Below are 18,654 nucleotides of genomic sequence, written 5' to 3'. Positions count from 1 at the left end.
GTGTAAATTCCATACCATCTATGCCATCCGTTGTTAAACACCTTTTACGGAGGTTCTTTAATAACTATTACTGCTGAATTATTCTACAACGGGAAAAATATTCATCGATTATAACCTTCAATATTCCCGAACTTTTTTTGGCGTTACCAAATTTAACTGTGACGCTAAACGGGCCATTCGGAATTTGAGATATATGAGATATAATAGATACGACGCTGGAGAAATTTAACGTTCAATCATCGCTGCTCAATATTGAGATTCGTTGACCTCATTTACGGAAAGAATTTTGTCGCCTTCTACACGGGCAGGTAAACCCTTGCCTTTATCCACGTCAAAAAAAGCCAGAACAATAGTTACGGATTTTTTCGTGTATCAAAGTTGGGGGCATCTTATCCGCAGGTGAGAATAAAATTCACCACTTATAATATTATTATAACCCCGCAAAAGCAACACTGACAATGAATGTAAGCGACTTTATTATCAAACGACTCGGTGCCTGGGGTATCAGTCGTATTTTCGGTTATTCAGGCGATGGTATTAATGGTATCCTCGGCGCGTTAAGCAGGTCTATGGAGTCCATAAAATTTACACAGGTACGCCATGAAGAAATGGCTGCGTTTATGGCATGTGCGCATGCAAAGTTCACAGGTGAAGTTGGAGTTTGTTTGGCGACGTCCGGCCCCGGCGCAATTCATTTATTAAATGGTTTATATGATGCTAAACTCGATCATCAGCCTGTGGTTGCCATTATTGGCCAATCAGCACGAATGGCCATCGGTGGAAGCTATCAACAAGAAATTGATCTTGTTTCTCTATTTAAAGATGTTGCGCATGAATACGTTCATATGGCATCTGATCCGACCCAGATTCGCCATCTTATCGATAGGGCTATCCGCATTGCGAAAGCGGAGAGAACTGTTACATGCGTAATTATACCTAATGATGTACAAACGATGGAGGCAGTTGAGATACCTCCGCACGAGCATTTTTCGATTCATACAGGCGTAGGTCACCCTGATTCATATAGTATCCCTACTCAGAAGGCACTGGAAGAAGCTGCACACATACTAAATGTAGGCAACAAAGTGAGTATACTCATTGGAGCGGGCGCTGCGAATGCCTCGGACGAAGTCATCACGCTTGCAAACCTGCTGGATGCTGGTGTGGCTAAAGCGCTGCTCGGAAAATCTGTGCTGCCCGATGACCTTCCGTTTGTTACCGGATCTATTGGCTTCTTTGGAACAAGAGCCACCGTAAATATGATGAACAATTGCGACACACTGATACTCATCGGAACAAGTTTCCCGTATGCCGAATTTCTTCCTAAAGAGGGGCAGGCACGCGCGGTGCAAATTGATCTTGATGGTCGCATGCTTAGCCTTCGCTATCCCGTAGAAACAAATCTTCTTGGAGACAGTAAGGAAACACTGAAACGATTAATTCCGCTTTTGCACCAAAAAAATGCAAAAGATTGGCGCAATAAAATAATGGACGACGTACAAATTTGGAATCGAGAGCAGGAACAATTAGCACTGCGAGAATCGGAACTGCTAAACCCACAACGTGTATTCACGACGTTATCACCATTGCTTCCCGATAATTGTATTTTGACATCAGACTCGGGTTCGTGCGCGAGCTGGTATGCGCGGGAACTGAAAACAAGGGAGGGCATGATGGCCTCATTGTCGGGCAATCTTGCAACCATGGGTTGTGCCGTGCCTTATGCCATTGCAGCAAAGTTTGCATATCCTGATCGCACCGTCATTGCTTTTGCCGGCGACGGCGCCATGCAGATGAATGGAAACGAGGAACTTCTAACCATTGGCAAATACTGGCAGTCGTGGAAGACGCCTAATATTATTGTATGTGTTTTAAACAATCGCGACTTGAATATGGTAACGTGGGAACAGCGTATGATGGAAGGTGATGCCAAACTTGAAACGACCCAGGTGATCCCGGACTTTAATTATGCCGCATATGCAGAAAGCATTGGATTTTTAGGATTAAGGGTAGATGCACCAGACCAACTGGAGGACGCGTGGAAAAAGGCGCTTTCATCCGACCGACCTGTTCTTCTCGAGGCTATTACTGATCCTGATGTCTCTCCTTTCCCAGATCATGTCATGATGAAAAAAGCAGATAAACTTGCAATAGCTGTTGCCCAGGGTGATGATGCTGTTTTTAAAAACACCGGTCACATTTTACAACAAAAAGTTGAGAGCCTGATGTGATGGACCCTTCCCGAATTTAACAGAATGGAAAAAAATAAAGGACGCAAACATAAGCTTCGTCCTTTATTTCATTGTAGTATAACTGAATTATAAAATTATCGTTATTGAACGCCGTCCTTTGACTTATCTCTCACTTCCGACTTCTTCACTTTTACTTTTTTTCCTTCATCGTTCATATAGTAATATTTTCCGCGTTCCATAAAAAGCTTCTCGCCGTTCGGGCCGACCTTGTCAATTGTCGCACCTTCAAAATTCTCTTTCATCTCATCGGCATCATTTTGCAATTGGTCATCGGTCGATTGAAGTCGTTCAGCCTCCTGGGTTTTAGCATCATCACTTTGCGTATCGTCTCCCTGCTCTACGGCAGGTTGTCCACTAATATTGGTTGAAGCAGTGTCCTGATTTTGCGCATTTACCAGTGAGCATAGTCCCATCAATGCAACACCGAAAACTATTGTGAGTAACTTTTTCATATGGATCTTTTTTGGTTAATGTTTTTTATTAAGGCTATCTAAAAAACATCATACCAGAAATGAGATCTTGTTATTATTGTCTTGAACCAACTTTTTTTGATAATGACAATGACGAAAAAATCTACAGCGTGAATTTTTTTCTTCGCCTTGCCGCGTTACATAATAAAAAAGAGAAAGTTACTCGGAACGTTCCTTTGGCTTTCTCTTTAGCAATCAACCTATCGCTACTCTCCTATGAGTTTTTTTATTCTCCCATGATCCGCTGCAGTTCAATTCGGGCAGATAAATAATCATAGACCGCTTCTAGGTAGTTGGACTGCGCGGCAGAAAGTTCATACTCAGCGTCTGTTAATTCCAGCCGTGAAGCTACTCCACGTTTGTAACGGTATTGAATGATATTATAGCTCAACTGAGCGGTCTCTCTCACATCAACAGTGGTCTGTAGACGCGCCAATGACTCGTGACTGTTCGATACAACCTCATGCACCTTCGACCGGAGTTGTTCATATTCATATTGAGACCGAAGATGGGTTTGATCTTTCGATATTCGGGCTTGCCTTACCTTAGCTTGATTGCTTAGGCCAGTAAACAGCGGTACAGATATTTGCAACCCTACAAATGATGACGAAGGATAGTACGCGTTATTATATTCAAAGTTGTTCGTTTGCGACTGTATTTGATACTGTGCCACTGCATTCACTACTGGCATTCTTGCTGAGGATGCAATTTTTATCTCCTGGCTATTCAACTCCTTTTGCAATTCAATAGCACGATACAACGGATTATTATTTTTCGCCACTGCATAGACTGTATCTTCTGACGGTATGCTGCCAGCATCCGGGAGAAAAAGCGAATCTGTAAGTTGGATATCCTGAAGGGAGTCGATTCCAATAAGCGCTTTCATTTGGAGCTTACTCGTCTCTACAGCAGAAGTTAATTTCAATAAATCCGGTTCCAGATTCTTTACGGCAGTGTACGCCCTAAGCGTGTCGACACGCAAACCCTTGCCCTGAAGGAACAACGACTTGGCGTCCTGTAATGCACGCTGATTTCGCTTAATGCTTTCATGCTGTAACTTGATTCGTTCATTCAACACAAGGATTTGCAAATAGACTTGCTTTACGGCGGCTTGAGTTTCGATCTTTGTCGAGCTCAGTGCCAATCTGCTCTCTTCCTCTTTTATGCGCGAATGTTGCACGGCAGGAAATGCCTGTGGGTTATACAACGGTTGAACAGCGGATAAAAATGCGCCTACCTGGTCCTCTCCCCCAAATCGCCCATAAGGAATTTTTCCATCAGCAGCTGACTCGCCAAACCCGAAAAAAGGATTTAATCGAAAATAATGGTTGGCTTGGGCTGACAAGTTTACCGAAGGCAGAAACAAGCTGCGGGAAACAATCTTTTGTTGCCTGGATTTTTCGATCTCCAGGTCGCGCGCCAATATCTCTGGATTTTGGTCAACAGCAAGATTAACCGCTTCCTGCAACGACAGTTTTTGTTGGGCTTTTACATTCGGAGTAAAAGCTCCGAATGCAAGTGCCAATAAAATATATTTAGAAATTGATTTCATATCTATATAAATATAATTAAGAAGCTATAACAACGTCTGATGTACGTTCGGGAAACGCTTTATCGCTTTCCTCTTTTCTCGGGACATAAGCACGTGAGAAGTAAGAATACACTGCAGGAATCACATATAATGTAAGTACTCCCGCAAAGATTAACCCGCCGACTACTGCTATGCCTAATGAAGTCCGGCTACCGGATGATGTTCCAAGCGACAATGCAATAGGAAGTGTTCCGAAAATCATGGCCAGTGTTGTCATCAATATTGGCCGGAACCGTGACGAAGCTGCCGTCAAAACTGCGTCCTTAACCGACAGCCCTTCTTCCTTCCGTTGATTAGCAAATTCCACAATAAGGATCCCGTTTTTAGTAATCAGACCGATCAACATGATGATTCCAATTTCGCTAAATACATTGATGGAATGCCCGGTGATCCACAGACTCAACAATGCCCCGGTCAACGCCATGGGTACTGTAAGCAAGATGATAAAAGGATCAATTAGACTTTCAAACTGTGCGGCAAGCACCAGGTAAATCAACAGAATGGCAAAGATGAACGCAAAAATTAAACTATCGCTGCTTTCTGCATAGTCGCGGCTTTGTCCAGCCAAGGTAGTATTAAACCCAGGAGGTAAAACACCTTTGGCAATAGCATCCATTTCTTTGATTGCCTCACCCAAGCTTACACCGGCTGCAGGCGTTGCTGATATGGTAGCACTGTAGGATTGATTGTAGCGATAAATGGCGGGAGGACTCACCGACTCTTCCATTTTTACCAAATTATCAAGAGAGACCATCTCACCATTTTCGGATTTTAGAAAGAGTGAGCGCAAGTCGGCAGGTGCAGAACGTTCCTGGCGATCGAGTTGTCCGATAACTTCATATTGTCTGTCATTGTAGATAAAATAACCATATCGTCTCCCGCTTAACGCTAATTGCAACGTCCGGCCTATCTCTTGTGTGGAGATGCCTGATTGAGCAGCCTTCTGACGATCTATGGTGATACCGATCTCAGGTCTGTTAATTTTAAAGTCGGGATCCTGGAAACTTAATTTTGAACTCTGGTAGACCTTACCCATTAGTTGTGGCATTACGTCAATGAGCGATTTCAGGTCTGGGGCTTGCACAACATATTGTAATGGTTGCGAGCTGGAGAATCCACCAATTGTTGGAATTTGTATCGGTATGATGATTACGTTTCTAAACTTTTGCGAGGCTGCAACAAGTTTCTCATACACTTGTTGCTGCGTCAAGCCACTCTTCCTGTTTTTCGGGTCTTCCAAAAATATCCACTGGAAGCCACCATTCACCGGCTGAACGAGCGTCCCTACGGATGCAGCGATGCCTGCATAGGTGGTATTTTTGTTCAAGTCAGGGATGGAATCAGTAACATACTTATTGATCTCCTTCATGGTTTCTTCCATACTTTCAAAGGATGTCCCTTCAGGCGCAATAACCGCCAGCCCAATCATAGATCGGTCTTCGAGCGGTGCCAATTCGGAAGGCAATGTGGGTGCTAATATCCACGCGATTCCAAATGACAAGATCAACACGACAAAACCTAGCCAACGGAATCTAAAAAATATGTGAAGTGATTTTTCGTACCCCCGATTCAAAGCCTCGAACCATGGTTCAGTCTTGCGATACAACCAGCCCTGTGATGCATTTGCTTTTAACAAGTAAGCACTCATCATGGGCGACAGCGTCAATGCTACAAATGCTGAAATTAAAACAGAACCGGAGACGACGATGGCAAATTCTTTAAACAATTGTCCGGTGATTCCACCCAGAAATAGAATCGGGAGAAAAACGGCAGCCAGGGTAATCGTTGTAGATATAACTGCAAAATAAATTTCATCCGCTCCTTTTCTTGCTGCCTGCAGCGGGCTCATTCCTTTTTCAATCTTACTATAGATATTTTCCAGTACAACAATCGCATCATCCACCACCAGCCCGATGGCGAGCACTAGTCCCAGCAATGTTAATACATTGATGGAAAAATCGCCCAGGTACATGATAAAGAAGGCAGAAATAATAGACACTGGTATGGCTACCAATGGAATTAATGTACTTCGCCAGTCGCGCAGAAATATAAATATGATCAGCGCCACAAGACCAAAAGCAAGAAACAAGGTCTCCTCTACTTCAGACAGGGAATTGCGAACAGGAACCGTAAAGTCCTTTCCAAGTGAGATGATATAATCCTTTGGAGCTGTTTTTACAATCTCATCAAATCGTTTGTTAAACTCATCTACGATGGCTAATGAATTGGCACCACGCTGAGGCTGAACGCCGGTTCCAACACCATATCGGGCTGTATTCCCTTCGCCGACAATCATGGCCGTCCGTTCATTTTGAGAAGACATGACCGCGGTACCAATATCCTTAAAGCGAACAATAGCACCTTCTTTTTGAAGGATGATCATGTTGTTAAAGTCTTCCTCCGACACGAGCCTCCCTTGGGTTCTTAAGGTCACTTCCGTGTTTGCACCTTCAATTCTTCCACTGGGAAGGTCGACATTCTCACGCTGAAGAGCAGCCTGCACATCGGAAGGTGTAAGTCCATACGACGCAAGTTTAACAGGATCCATTCTTAATCGCATGGCACGCTTGCGACCCGCGTACGAGTCTACCAGGCGTACACCCGGAATGGATTGAAGCCGTTCTTTAATATTGATGTTAACAAAATCCGTGACATCTTCGAGGCTTCGTGTATCGCTTTGCACGGTAAGAAATACCAGGAAATCTGGCGGGCCCATTTTCTCTACGATGGTCGGCTCGATATCGGCAGGTAATTGAGAACGTGATTTGGACACCTTGTCGCGAACATCGTTAGCAGCTGCTTCAAGGTCAGCGTCGAGATTAAATTCGACGGTAATGATACTAACTTGCTCGCGGGAAACAGACGACAACGCGCGGATACCATTTGCTTCTGCCACGGCTTCTTCCAACGGCTTGGTTACCTGCGATGCAATGATGTCGGCACTTGCTCCAGGATAAACTGTCGTTACAACTACGGTTGGTGATTCGGTTACCGGATATTCGCGGGTACCAAGAAAAGTGTACCCTACGATACCGAAAAGAATTAGCAAGACTGACATTACCCCGGCTAATACGGGGCGTGATATACTTACTTGTGAAATAGCACTCATGAAAATAATTGTTGAAGGATGGGTATAATAAAATTGAGATTATTGTAAGGTAACGAACTGAATAGGCGCCCCAGGAACAAGTCTTAACAAGTTACTGGTAATAACCGTATCGCCTTTTTGTAAGCCACTGGTGATTACAACAGCGCTTTCACTTCGTTGACCTATCACTACAGGCACAGGTACAACTGCGTTGTTCCTCGAAACATAAACACTATATCCTTTCGAAGAAGGAATCAATGCATTCGATGCAACCGAGAGTGCACTGTCAGATGTGCTTAAGGCAAGTGTGAGGCGAGCGCTTTGCCCTGGTAAAAGATTTCCGTTTGGATTGGCCGTCTCTGATCGAACGAGAAGGGTCCGGGTATTTTCTTTAAGGCTCGCTGCTCGGGCAATTACTTTTGTCTGATATTCCTTATCGTTAGAGGCAATTTTAAAAGTGTGAACGCTTCCTGGGTAAATGGTATTCGTATATTTTTCAGGCACAGAAAAATCCACTTTTATCACACTGTTATCTTCAATGTCGGTAAGAATTGTATTTACCGAAACAATTGACCCAGGATGCACATTGATGATGCCGACTTGCCCGTTGAAAGGTGCTGTAATTCTGGTTTTGCTGATTGTTACCTGAAGTTCACGAATTTGCGCCTGAATAACTTTCAGGTTTGTAGAAGCCTGATCATAATCCTGCTGTGCGATCGCCTCATTTGCAATAAGATCTTTAAGTCTTTCTTCATTTAACAGGGCAAGTTTTTCTTCCTGCCTCAGTCTTTCAAGTTGAGCTTGAAGATCCGCATCATCAAGTTGAAATAGCAATGCGCCTTCTTTTACCTTGCTGCCCTCCTTAACGTTTACGCGTACAATTTTCCGCGTCAGCTCACTGACAATGTCAACCCGTTGGTTGGCAACCAGGGTCCCGACAACTTCCAACTCTTCGCTAATTTCACTGGGCTGAACAACAATACCATCTACGGGTGTGCGCATAACGGCTGGTTTACTATTGGTTGCGTTTGCACTTAGGTCATCCGCTCTGGAAACACAAGACTCGATAATAAAAGCAAGGAGCCAAAATCCCAATGCATATGGAATTGCTTTCATTAGTGGGTTTCTAAAAATTCGCTTCATAGGTTGTTTATTTATTGATTTATTTAAGTTTTTCGATAAATTCAAGCGCAACTCAACTCGAAATATTCGCTATGAGAGACTTTAACTTATAGATTTATCGAAATGTTTCAATAAATGAATAAAAAAAATAGAAATTATTTTTTTAGGGATTCGAGGAAGGTAATATAGTCATCCAACACCTGGTTGTTCAAGGAATATTTAACATTGCGTCCCTCCTTCTCAGAAAGAATTAACTCTGTATCTGTAAGAATCTTAAGGTGGTGTGCAATAGAAGGTTGGGCGAGATCAACGATATCATTCAGGTAAACACAATACATACAATCCTTTTGCTTTTTGATTTCTTTTAAAATCAACAGCCGGTTTGGATCAGCAAGTGCTTTAGAAATCTTTTCCGCTTTTTTTGCATTCATACCCGTAATCGTTTTCAATTTAACTTATTATTTATTGAAATAATTCAATAAATAAAAAAATGTTTCATGGGTATATTCTAATAATCATTAATTTAGATGGAAACGCAATTTCATGAAGATAAAAGTTCTTTTCGCCTTGAGTTTTTTGGTCTTCAGTGGAGTTGTAGTAGCCCAGACGGCCATCGATTCATCCGGAACGATATTGATTGGCGGCATCAAACAATATGTCAGTGTAAAAAGCAAGGACAATACAAAACCATTGCTGCTATTCCTTCACGGTGGTCCTGGAAATTCTGTGATCCATTACGCAGAAAAGTTTACGAATAAGTTGCAAGAACACTTTATTGTTGTTCAATGGGATCAGCGGGAAAGTGGCAAAACATTAACACTGAACAAATCTCCTGAGCCTCTCCAAGTTTCGCTGTTTCAAATCGATACCAAGGCTCTGATTGACTCTTTACTAAAAAGATTTAATCAGCCCAAACTCTATCTTGTCGGGCATTCATGGGGAACAGTTCCCGGGTTTTACATAGCAAAAAATCATCCCCACCTTTTACATGCTTACATTCCAATTTGTCCAATGGTAAATCAATTGGATAGCGAACGGATTATTCTTGAGTTGATGAAAGAGCAGGCAAAAAAAACAAAGAATAGTGATGCACTTGCAGAACTAGTTTCAATTGCCATACCGTTTGAAAATGGAGAACAACTTTACTACCATCGGAAGTGGGTTTTACATTACATGGGATCAAAAGCCAAAATAACACAACAGCAAGTACAGGCTTGGGCTTCCACATGGCTTGCTGTATTCAATGAAGCTTCAAAAGATAATTTGTTAAAAAGCACACCCGTGCTGCATTGTCCGATCTATTTTTTCGTCGGCCGAAAAGACTATCAAACCAATTCCACTTTAACTGAAAAATATTTCCAATCACTAACGGCGCCCAAAAAAGAATTATTCTGGTTTGAACGTTCTGCCCATTCGTTGCCTACAACGGAACCGGCGTTAATGCAGCGTATCATTATTGAAAAAATACTTCCAGCTACCCGTTAATTCTTTTGATATTATATTACACTTATTCAACCTTCAATATATCAGCAGGATTGGTGCGCGCAGCTTTTAGCGTTTGCGAACCAATCATCAGTAAGGCAAGGAGCATCACGGCAAATACGCCGAGCAATAATTCAGTAATGTTGAGCGGCGCATGATTAGCAATATTCGGAAGCATAACGTTTTCAAAAAACAGGTAGGTTATTGGCAGTGCAATGGCTGCTGCAGCCATCAACATTCCTAGAAATCCTTTACTCAGGTGATATGTCAATCGTCGTTCGCTGGCCCCCAGTACTTTTCGAATACTGATTTCCTTTAGTCGTGTTTCTGTGGTAAAAACAACCATACCGAGTAAGCCGATTGATGCAATACAGATAACCAGTATCGCCAGGAACCCACCTACTTTAACCGACGCTTTTAGTCCAACAAATGCTTCTTCAATTTCTTCGCTGTAGAATTTAGCCTGAAGCTGATGAACCGGATCAATCCTTTTCCATGCCGCTTCAATTTTAGAATAGGTTGATGGCCAATCGTTGGCGAGAATCTTTACATTGAGATAATTGGAAGCGTCCTTGGAATATCGCATGATGACCTCTTTTGGTCCTCTGTTGTTTGCTCTACCATATTCAAAATCCTTCATCACGCCTATTATCCTTAACGGTTTATTGTCCACATATACAATTTGATCAATTGCTTTGTGAGGGTCTTTACCCGCAATATTAAAGCGGTTCAACACATGCTGGTTTACAATTACTTCAGATTCTTCTTTGCCATTTAATTGCCCGTCAAAATTTCTTCCTGAAATGAGTTTGTGGTTATGCAAGGGAAAGTAATTTTCATCAACGATATTAAAGAAGACAGTAGTCGAATCGTGAGGATCTACCGGATTCTTCATATTGACAATCCAGGCATTTCCCGTGCTGGTTATAAGCGTTGACTGTGATATGTTTTTAACTTCCGGCAATTCCAGCAATACTTTTTTCAGCAACTCAGCCTTGTTTCCCTGAAGAGAGATATTGAGTATATTTTCCGTTGTGAATCCCAAATCATAGGCGATAAAATGGCGGTATTGTTTATAGATGACGATGGTTGCGCAAATGCTCATGATCGAAATACAATATTGAAAACCAATAAGTAATTTCCTAAAAGTTAATCCTTTAAAGGCGGGGACAGTTGTTACATTTTTTAGTATTTGGATAGCATTCATTTTAGCAAAAAACATTGCAGGAAAAACTCCAGCGAATATACCAACGATCAACGCGAACAGAATAAATGATGCGATAAGCTTGGGTGACAATTCCAATACCAACAACTCCTGAAGCGAAGGTTCCATACTGACGAAATGCGGCTTGATAAATAGAAAAAGTAAAAGTGCAAACACTAACGCCATTAGCGCAATGATGACCGATTCTGTGATGAACTGACTGGCTATATGTCCCCTAAGCGCGCCAATGGTCTTGCGAATCCCAACTTCGCGGGACCGTCTGAAGGAACGCGCAATTGACAAATTTGTATAATTCAAACAAGCTGACAGGATAACAATGAACGACAATCCTCCTAACATCCACACGGGCGTACTCCCCATCACCTGTCCAATTTGGTTGCTGTGATTTTCGCCCGTAATGATGTCACCCAACGGCTGAAGTTCCAATTTAATAGAGGCATTTTGAACGGAGCGGTTTTCTTGAATACACAACTGATCAAGACGTCTTTGCACCACGCCAACATCGGCATTCGCCGGAAGTAAAACGTACGCCCAAGAATTCCAAACATTAAGCCATGACATTTCCTGCTCAGCGTTCACGGTAATTATCTCCCATGTGCTTAGAGAACCCAACATGTCAAATTTCATATGAGAAAACACAGGAATGTCTTTTAACACACCCGTAACTGTGTATGCTCTTTCATTGTTCAACACAATGGTCTTTCCCAGCACATTACTATCATCAAATAGCTTGCGCGCTGATGTCTCCGTAAGAACCAACGAAAATGGATTTTTTAACGCGGTGGCTGGGTCACCTTGCAGCAGTTGAAAGGAGAACACCTTAAAAAATGCCTCGCTCGCCCAGAAACCAGAAAGCGGAATTGTTTTTTCTCCAAATGACAAGTCGCCTGAAAATGTACGTTGTAATACAGCTACTCCTTCTACTTCACTGAAAGACTCTTGGATCGATTTGGCTGCTTTTAACGATGTTGTAGCATTGAAATCATACGCTTCATTGTTGCCGGTTTGGTATTGACTAATCACGCGATATATACGGTTGTGATTCTCATGGAATTTATCATAGCTATTCAGATCGAAGAGCATGGCTATAATAATTAATCCGACAGACATGCTGATGGATAATCCAACGATATTAATGGTCGAAAATAATTTATTACGTGCTATACTGCGTGTTGACGTCTTGACATAACTGGTGAGCATGATGGAATGAATTAAGAGGTTGAGAAATTTCGGTTTGCGTATCGTGTAAGGCCGGAAGAACTTCAGAATGTCTAAAATGTAAATGAACTTTGCTTGGCCGACTCCCTTATCCTTTACGTTCCGTTCAAAGTACTCATATAAATCACCTTCCAAATCTTCTAACAACGCTGGCTGACAATACCAGCGTAAAAATCGAGTAGCCCATTTGGGCGGTTGCGGGGATGAAGTTTTCATCAAATACGTTTTAGAACAAGGTTGGGAATTTTACTCCATAGTTCGTCACGTAATTCTTTCGATTTAATTAAGGCAGCCTTTCCTCCGTTCGTGATCGAATAAAACCGCTTCCGCTTTCCTCCTCGCATACTGGTTGCTTCTCCCAATTTACTTTTCACCAATCCTTTTTCCTCCAGGCGGTTTAGCACAGCATGCACCACACCAAGTTTAGCGGCACGGCCAGTATTCTTTTCCAACTCATCGCATATCGCTACACTGTACGCATCATTCACCAATGCCGCGATAGTTAACAACACAAGTTCTTCAAACTCCCCGATGTTTGTTCCTTTCATGCTTATTTATTACGTAAATGTATGTAAAATGGTTTTGGAACGGAAAGAGAAGCTAACAGAAATCCACAATCCGAATGAAAAACGCACCAAGATGAATTAAAAAAGGTCCAACGAAACACGAAGACAGCCTTTAACTTAAAGAAAGCAGATCCAGTTCAACACATGGCAAGGGTTGGTTTTGCTATTATGATTCAGATAAAATTTATTCAGACCTCAGACTCTTTGCCGGATTTATGAGCGCTGCCTTCAGTGATTGAAGAGAGACTGTTAAAATGGCGATGGCAATAGCACCAATTCCAGAAAAAACAAAAACCCACCATTCGATATGGATTTTGTACACGAAATCTTTCAGCCATTGGTTCATTGTCAACCAACCAATAGGTGCAGCAATAAGAAACGCGATAACTACAAGCTTCAAAAAATCTTTTGAGAGAAGGTTTATAATGTTGCTAACACTTGCACCAAGTACCTTGCGGACACCAATCTCCTTTGTACGTTGTTCGGCTGAGTAAGTAGCTAGACCAAATAAACCCAACGCCGATATCAGTATTGCAAAGATGGAAAAATGCAGTATGATTCGGCCGGTATTTTTTTCTGTCCGATATTGGTTCTCCAATACATCATTCACAAATTGATAATGAATCGCCGTCTGACTATCATACTTTTTGTATAATTTTTCAATTGAAGAAATACCTTGAGGGATTTGATTTGCTTTTAATTTTACAAACAAGCCCGAAGGCGACTCGCGCGGCCAATTATGAAGCAAGAACGGCTCAATGGCAGTCGTCATAGGACGAAAATGAAAATCTTTGATCACGCCGATAATCGTTCCCGGGAATTGCCAGAGGGTAACAGATTTTCCTAAAGCCTGTTCTGGCGTCCAGCCCATTCGTTTTGCTGCCGTTTCATTGATAATATACGCGGAGACTGTATCGCTGGATATCGCTGGACTAAAATTTCTTCCTGCCACTAATTCCATTCCTGTTGTGGATATGAAATCTGCATCGACATTGATTTGAGTTAGCAGGAATTTGTCGTCGGCGTCCTGCCCTTCCCACTTGACCGCGCCAGTTGAATTCATGACATCCACCAGCGTGGTCGATGTAGCGGCCACTCCTGATATAGTTGTTAGTTGTTGCAGATCTGCCTTTAACAACTGCGCTTTAGCTTGCATTTCTTTTTTAAGACTGAGATACAACAATTGTGATTCATCAAAACCCAGGTTTTTATTTTGCAGGAATGCTAATTGATTGTAGATAACGATAGTTCCGATGATCAACACAATGGAAAAAATAAATTGAACAACGACAAGTGTTTTCCTGAACATTTGTCTTGAGTGAATCTTAAATAAATTCTTTAAAGCTTTTGCAGGTTTAAAATGAGACAAATAAAAAGCCGGGTAAAAACCTGCCAATACACTAACAATGATTGCAAAAAGGAAAATCGAGACGCTGAAATACGGGTCACCAAAGGGAATTTCTAAGGACTTTCCGGAAATCTCATTAAGTGTTGGCAGGAACAATGGTAAGATCGCCATAGCAAATCCAACCGCTAGTAACGTCATGATAACTGACTCACTTAAAAACTGCGTGATCAATTGGTTATGAATTGCCCCAACAACTTTACGAACACCCACTTCTTTGGCCCTGTTCGTCGCCCGCGCTGTCGACAAATTGATGAAGTTAAACACGGCAATCACAAGCACAGAAAACCCCACGACAGCAAAAATCTTGATATACAATATGTCACTCGTTTTACTCCAATCTGTGTGAAAATCGAAATCAGAATAAAGATAAATATCAGATAGCGGCTGTAGTGAAAGCGTGGCTGTAGTCTCCGATAAATATTTGGAAAGATGATGAAACACCTTCTTATTGAGAGTTTGCACATCGGCATCCGGATTAACAGACACATAGGTGTGATAGTTATTACTGTCCCAGTTATAGTTGCGTGAATTCAATTCATCAAAACGCAACGATAACAAAACATCAAATTGGATGTGCGAATTCGTCGGAGGATTTTTAGCAATTCCTGCTACTGTCAGTACCCTGTCTTTACCAAATTGAATTTGCTGGCCTAAAGGCTTGCTTGAAAACTGCCAATCACTCCCAAAAATGTTAGCCGCCGCACTTTCCGTGAGGACAATGTCATCGGGTGCCAACAAAGCCTTGTCAGGATTTCCCTGGATAAGTCGAAAATCAAATAACTTGAAAAATGAATTGTCAGTAGTCAGCAATTCTCTCGGCTCGTACACTTTGTCTTCAATTTGTAAAATTCCTTTATCCCGAAGCTTTCCAATTCTGCATGTGTATTCTATTTCCTGAAAGTCAGCTTCTAACGCTGCGGCTAAGGGCCCCGGTGTTACTGCAACGTTGTAAATATCCTGTGCCTGGATCTGTTGATCCACAACTCGGTAAATGTATTTATACCGGCTATGAAAACGGTCATAGCTGTATTCATCCCAGGTGTAAAGGCCAATTAAAATGCAGCATGCGAGCCCCAGACCAAGGCCACCAATATTTATTGATGAGTAACCTTTATTTTTCAGCAGATTTCTCCAACCAATTTTGAAATAACTTCGATACATAACGAAAGAGTTTGAATGTGATGACTTTAGTTTTCTAATGGCAAATGGTCGTAAGTATTGAAAGACTTGATACCAGTAGTTTATTTTAGCTTTTAAAGAAGACTGGGTCCTTAACGATCGATAAAATTTCTCTTCTAAATCACCCACTACTTCTTCGGCAATTTCCTCTCGCAGAAAACCAAGTAGAATTTTGTGCGCGAGGCGTGGCGGTTTAAATGGTTTATTTACCGGTGATAAGTTAAGGACGATTCTTTTACTATGACGCGCGCGATTGGTTTAAAAGATACCCTCTTGCATCATTCCTTTTAATTCATCCGTGTTAGTTATTCAGACCTCAAACTCTTCACTGGGTTCATCATGGCAGCCCGTATCGCCTGATAACTTACGGTCAGTATTGTAATCGCAAGCGCACCAATACTTGCCCACAAAAAAACCCACCAAGAAATCTCTATGCGGTAATCATAGCTCTGTAACCAATTGTTCATACAATAAAATGCAATCGGGATTGAGATGGCGCAAGCGATGACAATCAGTAACATGAAATCCTTAGACAACATTTGCCATAGGTTGGTTACAGATGCACCTAACACTTTTCTAATGCCGATTTCTTTTGTTCGTTGTTCGGCAACGAATGATGCTAATCCAAAAAGACCCAGACAGCTAATAAAAATTGCCAGCATGGTAAAGACAGCAGCAAGCTTGCCAATCCTTTCCTCTGCCCGAAATTTTGCGTCATAATCTTCATCAGCGAATGTGTAATCAAAAGGCGCAGACGGTACGAGCTTGTTAAATACAGCTTGGATTTTCGGCAAGGCATCATGAGCGCTTACGCTTGGATTAAGTCGAATGTACAAATTTGAAAGGTCGCCCGTTGAAAGAAAGATCACAGAAGGATCGGTCGGTTCAAACGGTGAACCTTTCACCATATCTTTCACAACACCGAGAATTTTAAATGTTCCTCTGTCTGATTCGCCGGGCCTCCAACTAAGCGATTCACCTATTGGATTTTTAATTCCAAATATTTTCAGAGCAGATTCATTAATTATAACTCCAGCTGTATCACTTGCAACTTCTCTCGAAAAGTCGCGGCCCAGTAGGAATTCCCATCCAATCGTCTTACCATATTCGTGTGTTACGAAAATGGTATTGAAGCTAGGCTCATATTTTCTATCATTCCACGAAAAGCCTCCGTTCCATCCCAATGTACTTGTGATCGAATAATTGGATTCGGCCATTTCCTCCACGGCACCTGTTTTCTTTAATTCATTGCGAAGTGCCTCGTATTTGCCGTAAAACTCCGGTGATCTTGGCTTTAATGAAAGTAAGCCTTCGCGTGAGTAACCAATAGGCCGGTTCTTTGCAAATTCAATTTGTTGATAAACAATAATAGTTCCGATAATCAAACAAATTGACACTGTAAATTGAAGAGTAACTAAAATGTTTCGAGGAATTGATCCGGACCGACCCACCTTAAATGTACCTTTCAAAACCTTAACAGGGTTAAAGGACGACAGATAAAGCGCGGGATAGCTTCCTGCTAAGATACCGGTGATAACAGTAAACGAAATGCACGCAATCCAAAAAGCGTTATTGCTCCACGGCATCACAATGTCCTTATCAGATATATTGTTAAACCAGGGTAATACCAACTGAGCAATAACAAGAGCTGCAACAAACGATAGGAAAGCCACCAAAAATGATTCACCGAAAAATTGTTGGATCAACTGACTGCGTTGGGAACCGATGGATTTTCGAATGCCTACTTCACGCGCCCTCTTTTCCGAGCGGGCTGTGCTGAGGTTCATAAAATTGATGCATGCCAGTATAAGAACGAATACCCCAATGGTTGTGTAAGACCACAACGTTTTCATCTGCTTACTGGTGACCGTTAGACCATTTTCAAATTGTGAATTTAAATGCCAATCACGCATCGGGTGAAGGAATAGTTCTGGTTTAGTGGACGCAGTCTCTTCATTGATATGCGGTAACATGACATCTTTAATGAGGGTAGAAATCTTCTCCATGTCCTTTTCATTATGCAATTGCACATACACCGTCATGTTATAATTATCCCAGACATTTAAATTTTCTTTTCCACCGACGAAGAAATCAAGAGGAGCGAAAAAAGTTGCGCCGTATAACTCTGAATTTTTAGGCAGGTCTTCGAATACACCTGTTATCATAAAATCATTGGCCGCGTCCATCCTTATTATTTTATTCAATGGATCTTCAATTCCAAAAAGTTTTTTTGCCAATGACTCAGAAATGATGATAGACTTCAAGTCATTTAGCGCCCCCTCGCTACTCCCTTGAAGCAACCTCAGGCTGAACATTTCTACACCTTCTGGTTGCATGAAATAACCTCCCTGGGTGAGTTTTTTTTCACCAAATGAAAAGACGCGATCCTCGATCCGTTGCCTGATCATAACAACGTTTCTAAAGTGTGGGCCGTACTCGGAACGTAACAGGCTTCCAAGCCCGACAACCATGGAGGTACTGGCCTGAATTCCATCACCCCAATCATTGGTTCGGTAAACCTTGGCTATGGTATCATAATTTTTATGATACTTATTAAATGATAATTCATCATTGATCCACAATCCGATTAATAAGGCGACAACCATCCCGATAGCCAGTCCCCCAATATTAATAAGCGAGTAACCCTTATTCCTCACAAGGTTTCTCCATCCGATTTTAAAATAGCTTTGATACATAGCGAAATGGTTTGAATACGTAGGCTTTGATGTTCGAATAGCAAATGGGCGCATGTAATGAAAAACCTGGTACCAGTAATTAATTTGTGCCTTAAAGACCGACTTCTTTTTTACATTGATATAAAACTTCTCTTCAAGATCACCCAGCACTTCTTCGGCCAGATCGTCGCGAAGAAACCGGAGAAGAAGTTTCCTAGGAAGTGCGGGTGGTATGGTTTTGTTCTTTCTCAATTTGTCTAAATCGGGATGTCGGAATTTACGGCTGCACAGGTTTGCGATTTCATGGTTAGCAACGGTATGATTTATACTTCCTAAATTGTCGCTTTACTTCGCGGGGCCAGTTCTCTGGTTCATTAT

11 protein-coding genes are annotated in these 18,654 nt (G+C 41.9%); 2 read left to right on the top strand and 9 right to left on the bottom strand.

The window, feature by feature from the left end; all coding sequences use genetic code 11:
- Window positions 1–458: 458 nt before the first annotated feature.
- Complete coding sequence (locus P2W71_RS27705) at window positions 459–2,231, top strand: thiamine pyrophosphate-requiring protein (RefSeq protein WP_276374799.1); 1,773 nt, start codon at window positions 459–461, stop codon at window positions 2,229–2,231.
- Window positions 2,232–2,332: 101 nt separating this feature from the next.
- Here the strand turns inward: P2W71_RS27705 and P2W71_RS27700 are convergent, their stop codons facing one another.
- The 5 genes from P2W71_RS27700 to P2W71_RS27680 form a co-directional block, all read right to left on the bottom strand.
- Window positions 2,333–2,704: a hypothetical protein gene (locus P2W71_RS27700; RefSeq protein ID WP_276374796.1), complete on the bottom strand. Its 372-nt coding sequence runs from the start codon at window positions 2,702–2,704 to the stop codon at window positions 2,333–2,335.
- Window positions 2,705–2,948: 244 nt separating this feature from the next.
- Window positions 2,949–4,274 (bottom strand): TolC family protein, encoded by a 1,326-nt coding sequence (locus P2W71_RS27695; RefSeq protein ID WP_276374794.1) that lies wholly within the window; start codon window positions 4,272–4,274, stop codon window positions 2,949–2,951.
- A 16-nt stretch (window positions 4,275–4,290) separates the two neighbouring features.
- Window positions 4,291–7,422 carry an efflux RND transporter permease subunit gene (locus tag P2W71_RS27690; protein WP_276374792.1) on the bottom strand — a complete coding sequence of 1,044 codons (3,132 nt, stop codon included), beginning with the start codon at window positions 7,420–7,422 and terminating at the stop codon, window positions 4,291–4,293.
- Window positions 7,423–7,461: 39 nt separating this feature from the next.
- On the bottom strand, window positions 7,462–8,544 hold the full coding sequence (locus P2W71_RS27685; protein ID WP_276374790.1) for an efflux RND transporter periplasmic adaptor subunit: 1,083 nt from the start codon (window positions 8,542–8,544) through the stop codon (window positions 7,462–7,464).
- Between the two features lie 134 nt (window positions 8,545–8,678).
- Window positions 8,679–8,954 carry a metalloregulator ArsR/SmtB family transcription factor gene (locus P2W71_RS27680; protein ID WP_276374788.1) on the bottom strand — a complete coding sequence of 92 codons (276 nt, stop codon included), beginning with the start codon at window positions 8,952–8,954 and terminating at the stop codon, window positions 8,679–8,681.
- Window positions 8,955–9,066: 112 nt separating this feature from the next.
- Between P2W71_RS27680 and P2W71_RS27675 the strand changes: the two genes are divergently transcribed.
- Window positions 9,067–10,008, top strand: a complete 942-nt coding sequence (locus P2W71_RS27675; RefSeq protein ID WP_276374786.1) for an alpha/beta hydrolase — start codon at window positions 9,067–9,069, stop codon at window positions 10,006–10,008.
- 22 nt (window positions 10,009–10,030) lie between these two features.
- On the opposite strand, the gene P2W71_RS27670 is transcribed toward P2W71_RS27675, so the two are convergent.
- The 4 genes from P2W71_RS27670 to P2W71_RS27655 all read right to left on the bottom strand — a co-directional run bounded on the left by P2W71_RS27670 (window position 10,031) and on the right by P2W71_RS27655 (window position 18,528).
- On the bottom strand, window positions 10,031–12,664 hold the full coding sequence (locus P2W71_RS27670; protein WP_276374785.1) for an ABC transporter permease: 2,634 nt from the start codon (window positions 12,662–12,664) through the stop codon (window positions 10,031–10,033).
- Window positions 12,664–12,996: a PadR family transcriptional regulator gene (locus P2W71_RS27665; protein ID WP_276374783.1), complete on the bottom strand. Its 333-nt coding sequence runs from the start codon at window positions 12,994–12,996 to the stop codon at window positions 12,664–12,666. Before P2W71_RS27665 ends, P2W71_RS27670 begins: the two co-directional genes overlap by 1 nt.
- 202 nt (window positions 12,997–13,198) lie before the next feature.
- A complete protein-coding gene (locus P2W71_RS27660) occupies window positions 13,199–15,832 on the bottom strand; it encodes an ABC transporter permease (RefSeq protein ID WP_276374997.1) in 2,634 nt (877 codons plus the stop codon).
- Window positions 15,833–15,906: 74 nt separating this feature from the next.
- Window positions 15,907–18,528, bottom strand: coding sequence for an FtsX-like permease family protein (locus tag P2W71_RS27655; RefSeq protein ID WP_276374781.1), 2,622 nt, complete (start codon window positions 18,526–18,528; stop codon window positions 15,907–15,909).
- Window positions 18,529–18,654: the final 126 nt, after the last annotated feature.

The organism is Chryseolinea sp. H1M3-3, from assembly GCF_029360725.1.
GTDB lineage: Bacteria > Bacteroidota > Bacteroidia > Cytophagales > Cyclobacteriaceae > Chryseolinea.
The sequence above is the reverse complement of the archived record's forward strand: the minus strand, read 5'-3'. Positions and strand labels throughout refer to the sequence as shown.

Bases quoted from the DNA above. Each gene is read 5' to 3' on its own strand.
- P2W71_RS27705 (WP_276374799.1), top strand. From the start codon at position 459: ATGAATGTAAGCGACTTTATTATCAAACGACTCGGTGCCTGGGGTATC.
- P2W71_RS27700 (WP_276374796.1), bottom strand. From the start codon at position 2,704: ATGAAAAAGTTACTCACAATAGTTTTCGGTGTTGCATTGATGGGACTA.
- P2W71_RS27695 (WP_276374794.1), bottom strand. From the start codon at position 4,274: ATGAAATCAATTTCTAAATATATTTTATTGGCACTTGCATTCGGAGCT.
- P2W71_RS27690 (WP_276374792.1), bottom strand. From the start codon at position 7,422: ATGAGTGCTATTTCACAAGTAAGTATATCACGCCCCGTATTAGCCGGG.
- P2W71_RS27685 (WP_276374790.1), bottom strand. From the start codon at position 8,544: ATGAAGCGAATTTTTAGAAACCCACTAATGAAAGCAATTCCATATGCA.
- P2W71_RS27680 (WP_276374788.1), bottom strand. From the start codon at position 8,954: ATGAATGCAAAAAAAGCGGAAAAGATTTCTAAAGCACTTGCTGATCCA.
- P2W71_RS27675 (WP_276374786.1), top strand. From the start codon at position 9,067: ATGAAGATAAAAGTTCTTTTCGCCTTGAGTTTTTTGGTCTTCAGTGGA.
- P2W71_RS27670 (WP_276374785.1), bottom strand. From the start codon at position 12,664: ATGAAAACTTCATCCCCGCAACCGCCCAAATGGGCTACTCGATTTTTA.
- P2W71_RS27665 (WP_276374783.1), bottom strand. From the start codon at position 12,996: ATGAAAGGAACAAACATCGGGGAGTTTGAAGAACTTGTGTTGTTAACT.